Origin of the sequence: Leifsonia stereocauli (assembly GCF_038432415.1) — a bacterium.
GTDB lineage: Bacteria > Actinomycetota > Actinomycetes > Actinomycetales > Microbacteriaceae > Orlajensenia > Orlajensenia stereocauli.
In genome coordinates, this window is the sequence record NZ_JBCAUN010000002.1 from 293,087 (window position 1) to 310,067 (window position 16,981).

Here is a 16,981-nt window from a genome sequence, read left to right on the forward strand (position 1 = left end):
CGTGACCGTCACCGCTCCTCCGGCTCCGGCCGGCGTCGTCCCCACGGGACGGCGCCGCCCGGCGGGCCGGCGCGCCGGCCGGATGAACGCGGGGCAGTCACGCTACGGCTACGTCTTCGTCAGCGGCTACACGCTGCTGCTGCTCGCCTTCGGTCTCCTGCCGACGCTCTACGCCATCTACCTCGCCTTCACCCGCAACGGCGCCTTCGTCGGGTTCGACAACTTCGCCAGGGTCTTCAGCGACTACAGGTTCCTGCCGGCCGTCGCCCACGTCGCGCTCTACATCGTGTACTGGCTCGTGAGCCTCATCATCTTCGTGGTGATCCTCGCGCTCATCGTGCACGCCGTCAGGGTGCGCTGGCTCGGCAACACGGCCCGGTTCCTCTTCTACATTCCCGGCGCCATCGCCGGAGCCTCGAGCGTGCTGCTCTGGCTGTTCGTGCTCGACCCGAGCGTCAGTCCCGTCTCGGCCCTGCTGAAGGCCATGGGCTACGACTCCCTGGTGAGCGTCGTCGCTGTGGGCAACCTCCCCGTCGTCTTCACGGTCATCGCCTTCTGGGCGGGAGCCGGCGGCTGGATCGTCATCATGTACGGGGCGCTGAACAACATCAGCGGCGACATCATGGAGGCCGCCCGCATCGACGGGGCCGGCCCGGTGCAGACCGCCTGGCACATCCAGCTGCCGATGCTCACCAAGTGGATCAGCTACATGGGCATCATGTCGCTGGCCGCGGGCACGCAGCTGTTCGTGGAGCCGAAGATCCTCGCCCAGGCCACGAAGAACGTCGTGCCGGAGGACTACTCCCTCAACCAGCTGGCCTACCTCTACGCCTTCAGGCAGAACGACTTCTCCGGCTCCGCCGCGATCTCGATCGTGCTGCTCGTGGTCGCGCTCGGCCTGTCCACCATCTTCATCTTCCGCGGAAGGCTCTTCGACAGTGAGTGACACCACCCTGCGCCGCCGTCGCGCGATCTCGCCGGGTCAGTGGATCGGCCGGGCTCTCGTCGCCCTCGTGCTGCTCGTCTTCACGGCCTTCTTCATCCTGCCGATCGTCTGGCTCGTGCTCGCTCCCACCAAGAGCAATTCACAGCTGCTCCTCGACGGACCGTTCAGCTTCGGCTCGTTCGAGCAGCTGGCCGCGAACTGGGACCAGCTCTTCGCCTTCGGCAGCGGAGTGTTCACGACCTGGATCGGCAACTCGGTCTTCTACTCGTTCTCAGCGCTGGTGATCACCCTCATCGTGAGCATCCCGGCCGGCTACGCCCTCGCCCTCATCGAGTTCCGGGGTCGCCGACTGCTGCTGGTGACGACGCTCATCGTGATGCTCATCCCGAACACGGCTCTCGTGCTGCCGATCTTCCTCGAGCTCAGCGCCGTGCGACTCATCGGCAGCCCGCTCGCCGTCATCCTGCCGTTCTCGTTCTTCCCCTTCGGCGTGTATCTCACCTACATCTACTTCTCGACTGCCGTTTCGCGCGACCTGCTGAACGCGGCCCGCATCGACGGCGCCGGGGAGCTCCGGGTGTTCGGCCAGGTCGCGATGCCCCTGGCGACGCCGGTGATCGCCCTCGTGGGCTTCTTCAGCTTCGTGGGCAACTGGAACAACTACTTCCTGCCGTTCCTCGTGGTCGGCGGGCAGAAGATCCCAGTGCAGGTGGGTCTCTCGAACCTGTTGGCCAACGTGCCCGCGTTCAATCCGACGACAGCGACGAGCATCGTGATCGAGCTGCCGACCCTGGCGCTGGCCACCCTGCTCTCGGTGGCCCCGATCCTGATCATCTTCCTCTTCGCCCAACGATTCCTCGTGGAGGGCATGACCGCCGGAGGTACCAAGGAATGAAGATCACCGGGTACCGCACCCTCTCCAGCCGGCACGAGTGGCATCGGGCCGTCGGCGACATCAACGGCCACATCACCGATGCAGTCACCGACGTCCCGATCCTGCTCATCGACACCGACGAGGGCATCACCGGCGTCGGCATGGGCTCGCACGCCGACATCGATCGGCTGTTCCCGGCCATCGAGGGCGAGGATCCGCGCAGTGTCTCGGTGCTGTTCGACCGGATGCTGGCCCAGGTCTTCAAGTCGGGTCACGCCGGCGCGACCTACGGCGGCATCGCCACCATCGACGCCGCCCTGTGGGACATCAAGGCCAAGGCCGCCGGCGAACCGCTCTGGCGTCTGCTCGGCGGACGCGACAGGTTCATCCCGGCCTACGCCTCCGGACTCGACATCGCCCTCGACGACGGCCAGCTCGAGGCCTTCTACTCCGAGTTCGCCGACCGCGGCTACGTCGCAGGCAAGCTGAAGGGGGGGTTCGATCCGGATGCCGACCTGCGGCGTCTACGCATCATCGACGGGGTCTTCCGGCGCAACACCTCGAAGCCCGGCCTGATGCTCGACGCGAACGAGTCCTGGCAGGTGAAGCAGGCCGTGCGCTACATCGGCATCCTCGAGGAGCAGGTCGACCTGCTCTGGGTCGAGGAGCCGCTGCGACGCTGGGACGCCGTCGGGCACGCCAGGCTGAGCAACGCCGTGCGCGCCGCCGTGGCGACGGGTGAGAACCTGACCGGCGTCGAGCAGTTCCGCCCGCTCTTCGACGCCGGAGCCCCCGACGTCGTGCAGGCCGGAGCGGTCTGGGGTGTGACGCACCTGCTGCGCCTCGCCACGGTCGCCGCCTCCCGCGACCTGCCGGTGAGCCCCGTGGGCTACAACGCCAACCCCGCTGTGGCTCACGCCATGTCGGCCATCCCGAACCACCTCACCACCGAGGTGCAGGGGGTGCGCTTCGCCACGGGCATCAACGTGGACCACGAGTTCGTCGACGGCGGCATCGTGCTGAGCGACGCCCCGGGCGCCGGCATCACGATCGACGTCGATGCCATCACCGCCGCGGCCAGCACGGCCGACTGGTCGGATCCGGCAGGTCCCCACGTGCGTCCGGAGCGCGCCGGCCTCCGTCTCGTGCTGGACGGCGTGGAGCGCTGACACCATGCTGATCCGCCCTGGCCTGCACCGCATCGAGGCGCCGCTCGGCGAGCGCATCGTGGCGCTCCACCTGCTCGTCGGACCCGCCGGCGCGCTTCTCGTCGACACCGGCATCCGGGACTCGATCAGCGAGACCCTGCTGCCCTACCTCGCTGCCAACGGCATCGATCCGGCATCCGTTCGCTGGGCGATCAACACGCACTGCGATTTCGACCACACAGGCGGAAACGGCGCGCTCAAGGCGGCGATCCCGGGCGTCGAGCTGCTCGTGCACGAGCTCGACCGCGAACTCACCGAGGACGTGCAGCGTCTCATCGACGTGCGCTACGGGGAGTTCCGCGACACCGACGGATTCGACGACCCGGCCGAGACCACCGCCTACCTGCGGTCGGTCTCAGACCTGGTGCCCGTCGACAGAGTCGTGACGGGCGGGGAGCAGATCGATCTCGGCGACAGGGTCGTCACGATCCTGCACGTTCCCGGTCACAGCCCGGGCCACATCGCCGTGCACGATGCCTCGAACCGTGCCCTGGTGATCGGCGACGCCACCCTCGGCGCGACGGTTCCCTTCGCCGACGGAGGACCGGCCTTCCCGCCGACCTACCGGGACGTCGACCCGTACCTCGCCTCGATCGATGCGTTCCGCGCCATCGACGCCGATCTCGTGCTCACCGCGCACTACCCGGTGTACGAGGGGGCGGCCGCCACCGCGTTCCTCGATGAGAGCGTCGCCTACACCGAGCTGATCGACACCGTCCTCGCTGAGGAACTCGCGCGCAGCGCCGGCCCGGCGACCACTCTCGAACTCGTACGGGCCGCGGGGGAGCGGCTCGGACCGTGGAACGCCGAGGCCCTCGACTACGCGGTCTTCCCTGTCACGGGCAACCTCGAACGGATGCAGCGCCGCGGCCTCATCTCGTCGGAGATCATCGACGGCCGTCGACGCTGGGCGCCGGCACAGGGTGACGCCCGATGAGCCGGGTGCGCCTCGGGGCGGTGGGCGCCGGCTGGTGGGCCACCAGCAACCACTTCCCGATCTTCGCGGGCCGCGACGACGTGGAGCTCGTCGGAGTCTGCGGCATCGGGCCGGAGCTCGGTGCAGTGCGCGACCAGTTCGGCTTCGGCATGGCCACCACCGACTACTCCGAGCTGCTCGACGCCGGCCTCGACGCCGTCGTCGTGTCGACCCCTCACGACCTGCACTACGCCCAGGCAGCCGCGGCCATCGACCGGGGCCTGCACGTTCTGGTCGAGAAGCCCGTGACGCTGAACGCGGCTCAGGGCTGGGACCTCGCCGATCGCGTGAAGGCGGCCGGCGTGCACTTCCTGGCGCCCTACGGCTGGAACTACAAGCCGTTCACCATCGAGGCCAAGCGGCTCGTCGACGCCGGCCATCTCGGCACCATCCAACACGTGCTCTGCCACATGGCCTCCCCGACGCGGGGCCTGTTCGCCGGCGACACCAATCACATCCGGGCGCTCTGGGATTCGCAGACCAGCGGTCCGGACCCGTCGACCTGGCAGTCTCCGGCCCACGGCGGCGGCTATGCCCACGGGCAGGTGACGCACTCGAGCGCCTTGCTGTTCTGGCTGAGCGAACTGCGGTCGGCATCCGTCATGGCGAAGGTCTCGACCGGGGGAGCGGCGGTCGACCTCTTCAACGCTGCGGTCATCACCTTCGACAACGGTGCGCTCGGATCGTTGTCGGGGGCTGCGACGGTTCCGGATGGCGATCCGTACCAGGTCGACATCCGCATCTTCGGCAGCGAAGGGGTGCTGCTGCTCGACACCGAGCGGGAGCGCATGTCGCTGCACCGCTACGACGGGCAGCGCTTCGACCTCGACGTGCCGCCGGGCTCCGGCGCCTACGAGTGCATCGTGCCGCCGAACCGGTTCATCGACCTCATCACCGGCGCGAGCACCGAGAACAACTCCGATGCCGAGGTGGCAGCCCGCTCGGTCGAGCTCATCGACGCCATGCTGCGCAGCTCGGCTGCGGGCGGGGCCGAGGTGCTCGTGCACGACGACGACAGGGAGACCCCGTGACCGAGACCACCGCAGTGCTGGCGGGCTACCGCGTCATCGACTGCTCCATCGCCATGGCCGGACCCTTCGCGGCTCAGCGGCTCGGCGACCTCGGAGCCGACGTGATCAAGGTGGAGCCCACCACCGGCGAATGGCAGCGCCACGCTGCCGCGGGCGGGGCGGCAGGCAACGAGATCAACGTGTCGTTCCTCTCACTCAATCGCAACAAGCGCTCGGTGGCGCTCGACCTGAAGAGCGTCGACGGGTCGGAAGCTCTGCGCGAGCTCGTGCGGGGAGCCGATGTCTTCCTGCAGAACTACCGCCCGGGAGTCGCAGCACGGCTCGGCGTCGACTACGAGTCGCTGCGGGCCGTGAACCCCTCGATCGTCTACGTTTCGATCTCGGGCTACGGCGAGGACGGCCCGTATCGCGACAGGCCCGGCCAGGACCTGCTGTTGCAGGCGATGTCGGGCGCGATGCTCTCGGCGGGTCGTCACGGCGACGAGCCGTCGCCCGCCGGGCAGTACCTGGCCGACGCGATCACGGCCTCCACGGCGTTCGAGGGCGTTCTGGCTGCTCTGCTGCACCGGGAGCGCACGGGCGAGGGCCAGTTCGTGACGGTCAACATGCTCGACGCCCTCACCACATTGCAGATGCAGGAACTCTCGGTGTTCACCGTCGGCAAGAAGACCCAGGAGCGCTCGGCCGAGCCGCACGCTCACGTCTACATCCGGGCGCCGTACGGAGTCTTCGCCACCAGTGACGGCTACGTCGCGCTGGCCTTCGCCGACCTCCACGAGCTCGGCCGCCTCATCGACGAGCCGGCGTTCGAGGGCTGGAACAGCGAGGTGGAGGGCTGGACCCGCCGCGACGAGATCCACGCGAAGACCGCAGCGAAGCTCCGCGAGAAGCCGGCCGGCTACTGGATCGAGACCCTCGGCGCCGCCGGCGTCTGGATCGGGCCCGTGCTCGGCTACCAGGAGCTCGTCGACGACCCGCAGATCGCCCACAACGGCACCTTCATCGAGTACGACCACCCCACCGAGGGCCACGTGAAGACCCCGGGGTTCCCGTACAGGTTCTCCAAGACCCCGCCCCGGCTCTATCGCGGTGCCCCGCTCGTCGGCGAGCACACCCGCGAGGTGCTGGCCGAGGCCGGCTTCAGCGACGAGAGCATCGAGGCACTACTGGGGAGCGGGGCTGCCGCTGCGACGCCGGCTGCGGTGACGTCTGCCGCTCCCGGGGCAGCCTCTCCGACGACGGCACCCTCTACTGCGCCCGAGCCCGCCGAGCCGGCATCCGTCGTTCCCGCGTGATGGCGCAGTACCGCGGCCTCACCTGGGACCACCCGCGCGGGCGGCTCGCCTTGGAGCGGGCCGCGGTCGATGCCACGTCTGCGCGGGGAGGCGCCCTCATCCAGTGGGACGCGCATCCGCTCGAGGGCTTCGAATCCGCCCCCATCGACGAGCTGGCCGCGCGCTACGACGTGATCGTGCTCGATCATCCGCACCTGGGCGACGCCATCGCGGCCGACGCGATCAGGCCCGTCGACGAGGTGTTCGACGCCGACCTGCTCGACGCGCTCGAGGCCGGCTGCGTCGGACCGAGCTTCGGCTCCTACGTCGTCGACGGCCGCCCGTGGGCGCTGCCGCTCGACGCCGCGACGCAGGTCGCCGTGTTCCGGCCCGACCTGGTCGAGGCCGCCCCGGCCACCTGGCCCGAGGTGGTGGCGCTCGCCGCCGAGGCTCCCGTGGCGCTCAGCCTGGCGGGCCCGCACGCCCTGCTCAGCTTCGCCTCGGTGTGCGTCGCGCTCGGAGAGGAGCCGGCCGTGCTGCCCGGTGCGGGGTTCGTGTCGCGGGCGACGGGCCGCGAGGCCGTCGCGCTGCTCGCCGAGCTCGCAGCCAGGTCGCCGGAGGCATCCGCCTCCCTCAACCCGATCGGTCTTCTCGAGCGGATGCGGTCGGTCGGCGACATCGCCTACATCCCGCTGGTCTACGGCTACGTGAACTATGCATCGGGCCCCGGTGCGCTGCGTTTCGCCGAGGCACCGAGCGCCGGCCCGGGCGGCCGCCGCGGATCGACCATCGGCGGCACCGGCATCGCCATCACCAGACGGAGTGTTCCGGATGTCGCCCTCGTCGCACACCTCACCCAGCTCTTCGAGCCGGCCACGCAGGCGGGCTTCATCCCGCGGAACGCGGGTCAGCCGAGCCTGGCGAGTGCGTGGGCGGACGACGCCGTGAATGCGGCATCAGGAGACTTCTACCGTCGCACCCGGCGAACCATGGCCGACGCGTGGGTGCGCCCACGGGTGGCCGGATACATCCCGTTCCAATCGCAGGCGTCGGCTGTGCTCCGCGAAATTCTCATCGTGGGAGTCGGCGCTGTGACGAGCGCTGCATCGGTGGATGCCGCCCTCGACAGCATCGACGTGCTCTTCGACTCCCTGGGGGAGCCGGGCAGAGCCGCATCAGTTTCCACCGGCATCACCCCCGCCGGCATCAACCCCGCCGGCATCAACCCCCGCATCAACCCAGAGAGGTCGCGCGCATGATCACTCCCTCGAGCGACGAGATCCGCCTGGCCGTCGACGGCCACGTCGCCACCATCACGCTGGCCCGGCCGGCGAAGCTCAATTCGGTCACTCAGGAGATGTCGGATGCGCTGGTCGAGGTGATCGAGTGGGCGAACGATGCCGACGAGGTGCGCGCGATCGTGCTCACCGGCGAGGGCGAGCGTGCCTTCTGCGCCGGCTCCGACATCCGCACCCTCGACAAGTACGCCACCCCGTGGGACTTCCGCAATCGCACCGACTACTGCGACGCCATCCGCGCCGGCCGCAAGCCCGTCATCGCCGCGGTGAACGGCTACGCCTTCGGCGGCGGCCTCGAGACGGCGCTCGGCTGCGACATCAGGCTGGCCTCGACGACAGCGAGCTTCGCGGCCCCTGAGATCAAGCTCGGATGGATCGGCGGCGGCGGCATGGCCACGTTCCTCTCCCACTCCGTCGGCCCGTCGAACGCCGCCGTCATGTTGATGACAGGCGACCCGATCGATGCCGAGACGGCGCTACGGTGGGGCCTCGTGAGCGAACTGGTCGAGCCGACCCTCCTCGTGCAGCGGGCGCAGGAGCTCGCCGCCGTCATCGCGACGCGCCCTCCGATCGCCGCAGAGACGGCGAAGGCCAACCTGCGCGCCGCAGCAAACATGACGCAGGAGGAGGCCCTGCGCTACGAGCGCGACCTGCAGACCATCACCTTCGCGACGGCCGACGCCGACGAGGGCCGCGCCGCCTTCGCCGAGAAACGCGCCGCCACCTTCCACCGGCGCTGACCGCAGCGCGACCGCGACCGTCGACCTGCCGATCACGAATCACCGACCTCGACCGACTGGAGCAGCATGACCACGACATGGCCAACGGATGCGACCGGGCTGCTGCCCGACGACGGCTACGCCGGCACCCTCGCGGGCCGCGCCTGGCTTCCCGACGCCCAGGGGCGCGCCGGCCACTCCGGCCCGGTGGTGGTGGCGATCCGCGCCGACGGCGTCGTCGACGTGTCGGCGTCGTTCGCCACGATGCACGTCCTGACCGAGCAGGCCGACCCTGCTGCTGCGCTGGCCGCGGCATCCGGAACCGTGATCGGAACCCTCGACGAGCTCGCGGCCAACACCCCGCCCGAGACCCGCGACGAGACGCGGCCCTGGCTGCTCTCGCCCATCGACCTGCACGTGGTGAAGGCGACCGGCGTGACGTTCCCGGTGTCGATGATCGAGCGGGTGATCGAGGAGCGTGCGCGCGGCGACCAGGACGCGGCGGCCGTCATCAGGTCCGAGATCCTCGAGACCATCGGCGGCACGCTCGATGCGCTCCGCCCCGGGTCGGAAGAGGCCTCGGCGCTCAAGGCCCTGCTGCTGGAGCGCGGCTGGTGGAGCCAGTACCTCGAGGTCGGCATCGGCCCAGACGCCGAGGTGTTCACCAAGGCGCCGGTGCTCTCGACCGTCGGCCCTCTCGTCGACGTGGGCGTGCACCCGGCCTCGCAGTGGAACAACCCGGAGCCCGAGGTGGTGCTCGTGGTGAGTTCCGACGGGCGCATCGTGGGGGCGAGCCTCGGCAACGACGTGAACCTGCGCGATATCGAGGGTCGCAGCGCCCTGCTGCTCGGCAAGGCCAAGGACAACAACGCCTCGGCCTCGGTCGGACCATTCGTGCGCCTCTTCGACGCGAGCTACGACCTCGACGCCCTGCGTGCCTCCGTCGTGCGCCTCTCGATCGACGGGGAGGACGGCTACAGACTCGACGGCCACAGCGAACTCGCCCGCATCAGCCGTGACCCGGCCGACCTCGTCGAGCAGGTCGTGGGAGCGCACCACCAGTACCCCGACGGCTTCGTGCTCTACCTCGGCACGATGTTCGCCCCGGTCGACGATCGCGACGTGGCCGGCCGCGGATTCACCCACCACGACGGTGACCTGGTGCGTATAGCGGAGCCCAGCCTCGGGGCCCTCGTCAACCGGGTGCGCTCGAGCACCGAGGCGGCGCCGTGGACCTTCGGCATCGACGCCCTCTACAGATCCCTCTCCACGCGCGGCCTGTTGCGCTGAACCCGGAAGAACCCATGTCATCGCAGAACACCCCCACCAGCACTCTCATCAGCACCGACCCCCGCACGGGCGAGGCGCACCCGACGGGCACGGCTCCGACCTCGGTCGAGGCGACGGATGCCGCCGTGCAGGCGGCGCAGGTCGCCTTCGAGTCAGCCCGCTGGAACGAACGCGGCTGGCGCGCCGGCCTTCTCGAGGCCCTCGCCGACGGGCTCGACGCCCACCGGGCCGAGCTCGTCGCCATCGCCGACCGAGAGACCGGACTCGGCACGGCACGCCTCGACGGCGAGGTGTCGCGCAGCGCCTTCCAGTTCCGCCTGTTCGCCGAGGCCGTCCGCGACGGCGGCTACCTCGAGGTGACGATCGACCACGGCGGCGCCACGGCTCTCGGACCGGCCCCAGAGCTCCGCCGGATGCTGGTGCCGATCGGCCCTGTCGCCGTGTTCGGCTCAAGCAACTTCCCGTTCGCCTTCTCGGTCGCCGGCGGCGATACGGCCTCTGCGCTCGCCGGAGGCAACGCCGTCGTGCTCAAGGCCCACTCCTCCCATCTCGAGACCTCGGTGCTCTCGCACGCCGTGCTCGCGGAAGCTGCCGCGGCGTACGGCGCCCCCGACGGCCTGATCGGTATCGTGTTCGGCACCGAAGCCGGCCGCACGCTGGTGGCGCATCCGCTCATCACTGCCGTCGGGTTCACGGGCTCCCTCGGTGGAGGGCAGGCTCTGATGGAGATCATCGCCGCCCGCCCGGAGCCCATCCCGTTCTACGGCGAGCTGTCGAGCCTCAACCCGCTCATCATTACCGCCGGTGCGGCCTCGGCCCGCGGCGCCGAGATCGCCGACGGCCTGTTCGGATCGTTCACCCTCGGCGGCGGGCAGTTCTGCACCAAGCCCGGCGTCGCCTTCGTGCCGCGGGGAACGGATGGCGACGCCTTGGTGGCTCGCCTGGTCGAGAAGGCGGCCGCGGCCGCAGCTCCGGTGCTGCTCAACGAGCGCATCTCGACCTCGTTCGACGAGATCCGTCAGCGCCTCATCGACTCGGGCCCGGTGTCCGTGCTCGCGACAGGCGGCACAGCCGACGACGGCTTCACGGGGGTTCCGACAGTGCTGGGCCTCGACGCCGCCGAGCTGACGGCCGATGTCGCCGAGGAGGCCTTCGGGCCTCTCGTGGTCGTGGCGCGCTACGACGATGCTGCGCAGGTCCTGAGTGCCCTCGATGCCGTGCCGGACTCGCTGACCGCCACGATCCACAGCGAGGGCGACGAGCTCGAGACCGTCGGCACGCTGATGCGCGATCTCGCGCCGCGCGTCGGGCGCATCGTCTTCGACGGCTACCCGACGGGCGTGCGGGTGTCGTGGGCGCAGCACCACGGTGGACCGTGGCCGGCGACGAACTCGCAGCACACCTCGGTGGGCGTGAGCGCCATCCGGCGGTTCCTGCGTCCGCTGGCGTTCCAGGATGCCCCAGCCGCCCTGCTGCCGGCGGACCTGCGCGACGAGGCCAGTGGCATCCCGCGCCGTATCGACGGAAAACTCGTCACCGACTGAACCGAACGCCCGGCCGGACCGGACCTGTGCGGCGGCGCTCAGGCCGACAGCACCTCGAGGCCGCGACCGCGAAGGTCCGTGACTGTCGGGTCGTCGTCCGCGGCATCCGTGATCACGCCGGCCACCTCGTTCAGGGCGAGCACGGCGAATCGCGATGCCGCCCCGATCTTCTCGGAACTCGCGAGCACCCAGGTCTCGGCTGACCGGCGAGACAGGAGTCGCTTCATCGCGGCCTCGTCGGCATCGTCGGTGGTGAGACCGGACTCGGCATGCACGCCCGTGACGCCGAGGAGGAACAGGTCGGCATTCACCCCCGCGGCCGCCTCGGCAGCCGCCGCGCCGCTCGTCACGGCCGAGTGCTTGAACACCCGTCCGCCGATCATGAAGATCTCGATGTCGGGCAGGTGGATCAGGGCGCTCGCAACGGTCGGACTGTGCGTGACGATGGTGGCGCGCAGGTCGCCGGGCAGGGCTCGGGCGACGGCGAGAGCTGTGGTGCCTCCATCGAGGATCACAGTCGAGCCCGGGCGGATCAGCTCGGCCGCGGCCCTGCCGATGCGCACCTTCGCATCCACGGAGATGCTCCCGCGGGTGGCGTAGTCGGCTATCGCCGGCGAGACGGGGAGGGCTCCGCCGTACACGCGCTGCGAGAGACCGGCGGCCGCGAGATCACGGAGATCGCGGCGCATGCTGTCGTCGGAGATACCCAGCTCACGGGCCAGGTCCTTGGCCACGATCTTGCCGTCGCGCTCGAGGCGTGCCACGAGGAAGTCCCGTCGTTCAGCGGCGAGCATCCGTGTTTCTCCTTGTTTAAGCGCGTTTGTGCTCATTATAGTGACGGTATGACCGATCCACTGCTCATTCTCATCGCCGGACCCTACCGTTCGGGCACCAACGACGACCCTGCGGCCCTCGCCGCCAACCTGGCCCGCCTCGAGGAGGCTGCGTGGCCGATCTTCCAGGCCGGGCACATCCCGATGATCGGCGAATGGGTGGCCCTTCCTGTGCTGCGCGGAGCTGGCGGAGAGAGCGTGGCCGATCCTGTCGCCGCGGGCATCATGTACCCGACGGCCGAGCGACTGCTGCAGCACTGCGATGCTGTGCTGCGACTTCCGGGCGCCTCGGCTGGCGCCGATCAGGACGTGGCGATCGCTCGCGATCGCGGACTGCCGGTCTTCCACTCCATCGCGGAGATCCCGGCTGTGTCGAAGGCAGCCTGACGCCGGCGGTTCCGGGTCCTTGTCACCGGCTGACGGGGTCGGCTCCGTCGGGGCGCTCGAGCTCGGCCCGCGACGGGAAGCCCTCCCAGTCGCCCGGGTGCAGGCAGACCGCAGCTCCCGTGCGCACGGCGAGGTCGAGGCGATCCGTCACGCTGCCGCCGCGCAGCAGCTCGGCCAGGTAGCCGGCCACGAAGGCGTCCCCGGCTCCGACAGTGTCGACGACGGGTACCGACACGGCGGCTCGCCGGGTGAGTTCGCCGTCGCAGAGAGTGAGGGCTCCGCGCTCGCCGAGCTTCACCACCACCTCTTCCGGCCCGAGTTCGGCGAGAGCTCGTGCCAGAGCCTCGGGGTCGTCGGGGGCGTGGCCTGTCAGCAAAGCCGCCTCATCGGCTCCGGCGAACACGATGCTGCTGCGTCCGGCGAGGGAGCGGTACGTCTCGGCGGCGTGTTCGCCGCCGCCGGCGCCGGCCCACAGCGTCGAGCGGTGGTTGACGTCGAAGGAGACGGTGATGCCGGCATCCGTCGCCCGATCGAGAACGGCGTCGATGGTCGCTCGTGCTGTCGGGGACAGCGCGGGGGTGATGCCCGTGATGTGCAGCAACGCGAAGTCGGCGATGTCGACGGCGTCGAGGTCGGTGGGGCGCAGGCGGCTGCCGGCACTGCCCGCGCGGTAGTAGGTGACGGCTGTGCGCCCGGCCGACGGAGACTCCTTGATGAGCAGGCCCGTGGCGGCCGTCGTGTCGACCGGAGCCACGACGGTCACGCCCTCGGCGCGGAGCTCCCGCACGATGCGGCGGCCGAGGCCGTCGTCGCCGACGCGGCCGAGCCAGGTGACAGGGGTTCCGAGTCTGGCGAGTCCGATGGCGACGTTGCCCTCAGCCCCGCCCGTGCCGACGGCGAGATCGCCGAGATGGGCGAGCGAGCCGATCTCGCGGGTGCGCAGAACCCCCAGGCCTTCACCGAGGGTGAGAACGGCGGATGCCGCAGCCGGTGCCGCGGTCCTGGGAGGTTCGACGACCCCGGCCATCACGGCACCAGCTCGACGGCGGCCCGGCTGAGCCTGGCGATCTCGTCGAAGTCGCGGGCCGCGATGAGCTCGCGGGTGGCCATCCAGCTGCCGCTGACGGCGAAGACCGCCGGTGACGCGAGGTAGTCCCGCGCGTTCTCGGGCGTGACGCCGCCGCTCGGAAGGAAGCGCACGCCGGGGAACGGGCCGGCGAGGGCGCGGATGAGGTCGAGTCCGCCGAGGGGCCCGGCCGGGAAGAGCTTCAGGCGATCGAGTCCGAAGCGGAGGGCGCGCTGCACCTCGGTGGCCGTGGCGACTCCGGGCAGAACGTCGACGCCGAGCTCGATGGCCCGCTCGACCACGTCGTCGGCGAGGCCCGGACTCACGACGAAACGCGCACCGGCATCCACCACCCGATCGACGTCGGCGGCCGTGAGCACGGTGCCCGCACCCGCGGTGAAGTCGGGCACTTCGGCGGCGGCCTCGATGGCGCGGAGGCCGGCCTCGGTGCGCAGGGTGATCTCGGCACAGCCGATGCCCCCGTGAAGCAGGGCCGAGGCGAGGTCGGGCGCGAGGCCCGGATCGTCGATGACGATCACGGGCACGAATCGCTGGCCGACGATGCTCATCGTCCGAGCCATCCGCCGTCGACGGGGAGCACGATTCCCGACACGTAGTCGGACGCCGGTGCGGCGAGGAACACCGTGGCACCGGCGATGTCGTCGGCGTCACCCCAGCGGCCGGCGGGAATCCGATCGAGAATGGCGCGGGAGCGATCGGCATCCGCCCGCAGGGCCTGCGTGTTGTCGGTCGCGATGTAGCCGGGGGCGATGCCGTTCACGGTGATGCCGCGGGACGTCCACTCGTTGGCCAGGGCCTTCACGAGACCGGCCACGCCGGACTTCGCCGCCGCGTAGCCCGGAACGTTGATGCCGCCCTGGAAGCTCAGCAGGCTCGCGGTGAAGATGATCTTGCCGCGACCGCGCTCGAGCATGCCGTTGGCCACTGCCTGGGTCAGAACGAACTGGCTCGACAGGTTCACCTCGAGAACCCGATCCCACAGGGCGAGCGGATGCTCAGCCGCGGGCGCCCGCTCGATGGTGCCGGCGTTGTTCACCAGGATGTCGATCGTGCGCCCGCGCAGTTCGTCACCCAGGGCGAGAACTGCGTCGCGATCGGCGAAGTCGACAGTGCGCGCCTCGAAACTGCGCCCGTGCGACTCGACGACGGCGCCGATGGCGCTGCCCTGCGCCTCGATGGTGGCGCTCACGCCGATGATGTCGGCCCCGGCCTCGGCCAGCGCCGACGCCATGGCGAAGCCGATGCCGCGCTTGGCTCCTGTGACGACGGCGGTGGTGCCGGTCAGGTCGAAGAGGGCGCTCATGCGGTCGCTCCGTCTAGGTCTGGCTGACCCTCCTGCACGTCGACCAGCACCTTCATGGCCCGGCCGCCCTGCAGGTCGTCGAAGGCCGCACGCGTCTCGGAGAGGGGCACGATCTTGGAGATCAGCACGGCGCTCGGAATGGTGCCGTCTGCGATGAGCTCGACAGCACGCTCGAAGTCGGTGCGCTGATACACGCGCGCACCGAGCAGGCGCAGCTCCCGCCAGAACACGCGCTGCAGGTCGATCTCCCGCGGAGTCGGGTGGATGGCGACCACGACGATGGTGCCGCGCACCTTCGCCAGCGCGGTCGCGCCGAGGACCGCGGCGGCAGCGCCCGAGACCTCGAAGACCACGTCGGCGCCGGCTCCGGCCGTCCACTCCTCCACCCAGGCGACCTGGTCGGTCTCGCGTGGGTCGACCGTGGCGAAGCCGAGTGCCTCGATCTGGGCGCGACGGTTGGGGTCGAGTTCGATCACGGCGACGTCGGCGCCGAACGCCCGGGCCACTGTGGCGATGAGCACGCCGATGGGGCCGCCGCCGATGACCACGGCCTTCTCGCCGGGCGCGATCTCCGAGCGGCGCACGTCGTGCACGGCGACGGCCACGGGTTCCACGAGGGCCGCGGCGTCGAGGGCTATGCCGGCGGGGAGCGCCACGAGGGTGGCGGCCGGCACGTTCCAGAGGGCCTGCAGCGCGCCGGGGGAGTCGATTCCGATGAAGTCGAGGTTCTGGCAGATGTGCTGGTTGCCGGCGAGGCAGGCCGGGCAGGTGCCGTCCCAGTCCAGGGGCATGACTGTCACGGCATCTCCGACGCTCCAGCCGCCGACGCCGGCTCCGACGGCCGCGATGGTGCCGCTCATCTCGTGACCGAACACGAGCGGCATCTGCACCCTGGCGTCCATGTTGCCGTGCAGGATGTGCAGGTCGGTGCCGCAGAGCCCCACATAGGAGACCCTGATCTGCACCCGCCCTGCCCCCGGCGCCTGCGGCTCCGCCTCCGCGATCGTGATCGTGGAATCGCCTGTGTACGCGGCGGTCAACATTGAGCCTCCTGGGCAGTGATCTGATGAATCGAGCAGACCCAGCGTGCCTTCCGGCCCGGCGGCATCCTCGATGTCGGGAGATTCACCCAATCAATTGGGCGACTACGTCTCGATTATCGCAGAGAAATAGTCTTTTGGGACCAATTGATCTAATCTTTAGACGCACCCTTGCCCGCCGCTGTGGAGGTTCCTCGATGTTGAGTCGCCCGTTGAGGTCGGCCATGCCGATCACCGAACTGGGGATGGGCGCCGCCCAGCTCGGCAACCTCTACCGGGAGACGACGGATGCCGAGGCCGGCGCAGCCGTCGATGCCGCGTGGGACGCCGGCATCCGGTACTTCGACACGGCTCCGCACTACGGCCTCGGGCTCTCCGAGCATCGTCTCGGCGCCGCCCTGGCCGCTCGCCCGCGGGACGAGTACGTGCTCTCGACGAAGGTCGGTCGGCTGCTCGTGCCGAGCGGCTACCCGGAGGACACCATGGACGACGGCGGCTTCGCCGTGCCGGCCACGATGCGCCGCGAGTGGGACCTGAGCCGCGACGGCGTCCGTCGGTCCGTGCACGAGAGCCTCGAGCGGCTCGGCCTCGACCGCATCGACATCGCCTACCTGCACGACCCCGACGATCACGGGGCGGAGGCCCACGCAGAGGCCATCCCCGCGCTCATCGAGCTGCGCGAGGAGGGAGTGGTGCGCGCCGTCGGCACCGGCATGAACCAGTCGGCGATGCCGGCCGAGTTCGTGCGCCGCCACGACGTCGACGTGATCATGCTGGCCGGCCGATACACCCTGCTCGAGCAGGGTGCCCTCGACGATCTGATGCCACTCGCCGAGGAGCGCGGTGTCGGGATCGTGGCCGCCGCCGTCTACAACTCGGGGCTGCTCTCGCGTCCACGTCCGCCGGCTGACGCCCTGTACGACTACGCCCCGGCTCCAGCCGAGCTGATCGCGAAGGCCAACGACATCGCCGATGTCTGCGAGGAGTTCGGCATCACCCTGCCCGAGGCTGCGATCGCCTACCCATTGCGGCATCCGGCCGTCGTCTCGGTCGTCGTCGGAATGCGCACGGCGGAGCAGGTGCGCGGAACGGCCGAACGCTACGAGCGCGAGATCCCGGAGGAGTTCTGGGCGGCGCTCGATGACCGCGGCCTGGTGCGTCGTGGCTGAGC

Annotated in this window: 17 protein-coding genes; 12 read left to right on the top strand and 5 right to left on the bottom strand. The window is 70.2% G+C overall.

Annotation, left to right across the window (positions count from 1 at the left end):
* Nucleotide 1 precedes the first annotated feature (1 nt).
* The 10 genes from AADV74_RS10295 (at nucleotide 2) to AADV74_RS10340 (ending at nucleotide 11,160) form a co-directional block, all read left to right on the top strand.
* Nucleotides 2-946, top strand: a complete 945-nt coding sequence (locus AADV74_RS10295) for a carbohydrate ABC transporter permease (protein WP_342113712.1) — start codon at nucleotides 2-4, stop codon at nucleotides 944-946.
* Complete coding sequence (locus AADV74_RS10300) at nucleotides 939-1,841, top strand: carbohydrate ABC transporter permease (RefSeq protein WP_342113714.1); 903 nt, start codon at nucleotides 939-941, stop codon at nucleotides 1,839-1,841. The genes AADV74_RS10295 and AADV74_RS10300 overlap by 8 nt, the downstream gene beginning before the upstream one ends.
* Complete coding sequence (locus AADV74_RS10305) at nucleotides 1,838-2,989, top strand: mandelate racemase/muconate lactonizing enzyme family protein (protein ID WP_342113716.1); 1,152 nt, start codon at nucleotides 1,838-1,840, stop codon at nucleotides 2,987-2,989. Before AADV74_RS10300 ends, AADV74_RS10305 begins: the two co-directional genes overlap by 4 nt.
* 4 nt (nucleotides 2,990-2,993) lie before the next feature.
* On the top strand, nucleotides 2,994-3,965 hold the full coding sequence (locus AADV74_RS10310; protein ID WP_342113718.1) for an MBL fold metallo-hydrolase: 972 nt from the start codon (nucleotides 2,994-2,996) through the stop codon (nucleotides 3,963-3,965).
* Entirely contained in the window at nucleotides 3,962-5,035 is a 1,074-nt protein-coding gene (locus AADV74_RS10315; RefSeq protein ID WP_342113720.1) for a Gfo/Idh/MocA family protein, read from the top strand. Before AADV74_RS10310 ends, AADV74_RS10315 begins: the two co-directional genes overlap by 4 nt.
* On the top strand, nucleotides 5,032-6,330 hold the full coding sequence (locus tag AADV74_RS10320; RefSeq protein ID WP_342113722.1) for a CaiB/BaiF CoA transferase family protein: 1,299 nt from the start codon (nucleotides 5,032-5,034) through the stop codon (nucleotides 6,328-6,330). Before AADV74_RS10315 ends, AADV74_RS10320 begins: the two co-directional genes overlap by 4 nt.
* A complete protein-coding gene (locus AADV74_RS10325; RefSeq protein ID WP_342113724.1) occupies nucleotides 6,330-7,568 on the top strand; it encodes a type 2 periplasmic-binding domain-containing protein in 1,239 nt (412 codons plus the stop codon). Before AADV74_RS10320 ends, AADV74_RS10325 begins: the two co-directional genes overlap by 1 nt.
* The gene (locus AADV74_RS10330; protein WP_342113726.1) at nucleotides 7,565-8,347 is read left to right on the top strand and encodes an enoyl-CoA hydratase/isomerase family protein; all 783 of its coding nucleotides are present in this window, start codon (nucleotides 7,565-7,567) and stop codon (nucleotides 8,345-8,347) included. Before AADV74_RS10325 ends, AADV74_RS10330 begins: the two co-directional genes overlap by 4 nt.
* A 66-nt stretch (nucleotides 8,348-8,413) precedes the next feature.
* Nucleotides 8,414-9,616 (top strand): fumarylacetoacetate hydrolase family protein, encoded by a 1,203-nt coding sequence (locus tag AADV74_RS10335; RefSeq protein WP_342113728.1) that lies wholly within the window; start codon nucleotides 8,414-8,416, stop codon nucleotides 9,614-9,616.
* Between the two features lie 14 nt (nucleotides 9,617-9,630).
* The gene (locus tag AADV74_RS10340; protein WP_342113730.1) at nucleotides 9,631-11,160 is read left to right on the top strand and encodes an aldehyde dehydrogenase (NADP(+)); all 1,530 of its coding nucleotides are present in this window, start codon (nucleotides 9,631-9,633) and stop codon (nucleotides 11,158-11,160) included.
* A gap of 38 nt (nucleotides 11,161-11,198) precedes the next feature.
* Here the strand turns inward: AADV74_RS10340 and AADV74_RS10345 are convergent, their stop codons facing one another.
* The gene (locus AADV74_RS10345) at nucleotides 11,199-11,954 is read right to left on the bottom strand and encodes a DeoR/GlpR family DNA-binding transcription regulator (protein ID WP_342113733.1); all 756 of its coding nucleotides are present in this window, start codon (nucleotides 11,952-11,954) and stop codon (nucleotides 11,199-11,201) included.
* A gap of 48 nt (nucleotides 11,955-12,002) precedes the next feature.
* On the opposite strand from AADV74_RS10345, the gene AADV74_RS10350 reads away from it, so the two are divergent.
* The gene (locus AADV74_RS10350; protein WP_342113735.1) at nucleotides 12,003-12,380 is read left to right on the top strand and encodes a DUF4406 domain-containing protein; all 378 of its coding nucleotides are present in this window, start codon (nucleotides 12,003-12,005) and stop codon (nucleotides 12,378-12,380) included.
* Nucleotides 12,381-12,402: 22 nt separating this feature from the next.
* On the opposite strand, the gene AADV74_RS10355 is transcribed toward AADV74_RS10350, so the two are convergent.
* The 4 genes from AADV74_RS10355 to AADV74_RS10370 are packed head-to-tail and all read right to left on the bottom strand — an operon-like array spanning nucleotide 12,403 to nucleotide 15,813.
* A complete protein-coding gene (locus AADV74_RS10355; RefSeq protein WP_342113737.1) occupies nucleotides 12,403-13,407 on the bottom strand; it encodes a sugar kinase in 1,005 nt (334 codons plus the stop codon).
* Entirely contained in the window at nucleotides 13,407-14,015 is a 609-nt protein-coding gene (gene eda, locus AADV74_RS10360; RefSeq protein WP_342113739.1) for a bifunctional 4-hydroxy-2-oxoglutarate aldolase/2-dehydro-3-deoxy-phosphogluconate aldolase, read from the bottom strand. Before eda ends, AADV74_RS10355 begins: the two co-directional genes overlap by 1 nt.
* Nucleotides 14,012-14,770, bottom strand: coding sequence for an SDR family oxidoreductase (locus AADV74_RS10365; RefSeq protein ID WP_342113741.1), 759 nt, complete (start codon nucleotides 14,768-14,770; stop codon nucleotides 14,012-14,014). Before AADV74_RS10365 ends, eda begins: the two co-directional genes overlap by 4 nt.
* Nucleotides 14,767-15,813: a zinc-dependent alcohol dehydrogenase gene (locus tag AADV74_RS10370; RefSeq protein ID WP_342113742.1), complete on the bottom strand. Its 1,047-nt coding sequence runs from the start codon at nucleotides 15,811-15,813 to the stop codon at nucleotides 14,767-14,769. Before AADV74_RS10370 ends, AADV74_RS10365 begins: the two co-directional genes overlap by 4 nt.
* A 221-nt stretch (nucleotides 15,814-16,034) precedes the next feature.
* Between AADV74_RS10370 and AADV74_RS10375 the strand changes: the two genes are divergently transcribed.
* On the top strand, nucleotides 16,035-16,979 hold the full coding sequence (locus tag AADV74_RS10375; RefSeq protein WP_342113743.1) for an aldo/keto reductase: 945 nt from the start codon (nucleotides 16,035-16,037) through the stop codon (nucleotides 16,977-16,979).
* Nucleotides 16,980-16,981: the final 2 nt, after the last annotated feature.

What these genes read in the sequence shown, in the direction of transcription:
- AADV74_RS10305 (WP_342113716.1), top strand. Translation starts at nt 1,838, where the DNA reads ATGAAGATCACCGGGTACCGCACCCTCTCCAGCCGGCACGAGTGGCAT.
- AADV74_RS10310 (WP_342113718.1), top strand. Translation starts at nt 2,994, where the DNA reads ATGCTGATCCGCCCTGGCCTGCACCGCATCGAGGCGCCGCTCGGCGAG.
- AADV74_RS10315 (WP_342113720.1), top strand. Translation starts at nt 3,962, where the DNA reads ATGAGCCGGGTGCGCCTCGGGGCGGTGGGCGCCGGCTGGTGGGCCACC.
- AADV74_RS10325 (WP_342113724.1), top strand. Translation starts at nt 6,330, where the DNA reads ATGGCGCAGTACCGCGGCCTCACCTGGGACCACCCGCGCGGGCGGCTC.
- AADV74_RS10330 (WP_342113726.1), top strand. Translation starts at nt 7,565, where the DNA reads ATGATCACTCCCTCGAGCGACGAGATCCGCCTGGCCGTCGACGGCCAC.
- AADV74_RS10335 (WP_342113728.1), top strand. Translation starts at nt 8,414, where the DNA reads ATGACCACGACATGGCCAACGGATGCGACCGGGCTGCTGCCCGACGAC.
- AADV74_RS10340 (WP_342113730.1), top strand. Translation starts at nt 9,631, where the DNA reads ATGTCATCGCAGAACACCCCCACCAGCACTCTCATCAGCACCGACCCC.
- AADV74_RS10345 (WP_342113733.1), bottom strand. Translation starts at nt 11,954, where the DNA reads ATGCTCGCCGCTGAACGACGGGACTTCCTCGTGGCACGCCTCGAGCGC.
- AADV74_RS10350 (WP_342113735.1), top strand. Translation starts at nt 12,003, where the DNA reads ATGACCGATCCACTGCTCATTCTCATCGCCGGACCCTACCGTTCGGGC.
- AADV74_RS10355 (WP_342113737.1), bottom strand. Translation starts at nt 13,407, where the DNA reads ATGGCCGGGGTCGTCGAACCTCCCAGGACCGCGGCACCGGCTGCGGCA.
- eda (WP_342113739.1), bottom strand. Translation starts at nt 14,015, where the DNA reads ATGAGCATCGTCGGCCAGCGATTCGTGCCCGTGATCGTCATCGACGAT.
- AADV74_RS10365 (WP_342113741.1), bottom strand. Translation starts at nt 14,770, where the DNA reads ATGAGCGCCCTCTTCGACCTGACCGGCACCACCGCCGTCGTCACAGGA.
- AADV74_RS10370 (WP_342113742.1), bottom strand. Translation starts at nt 15,813, where the DNA reads ATGTTGACCGCCGCGTACACAGGCGATTCCACGATCACGATCGCGGAG.
- AADV74_RS10375 (WP_342113743.1), top strand. Translation starts at nt 16,035, where the DNA reads ATGCCGATCACCGAACTGGGGATGGGCGCCGCCCAGCTCGGCAACCTC.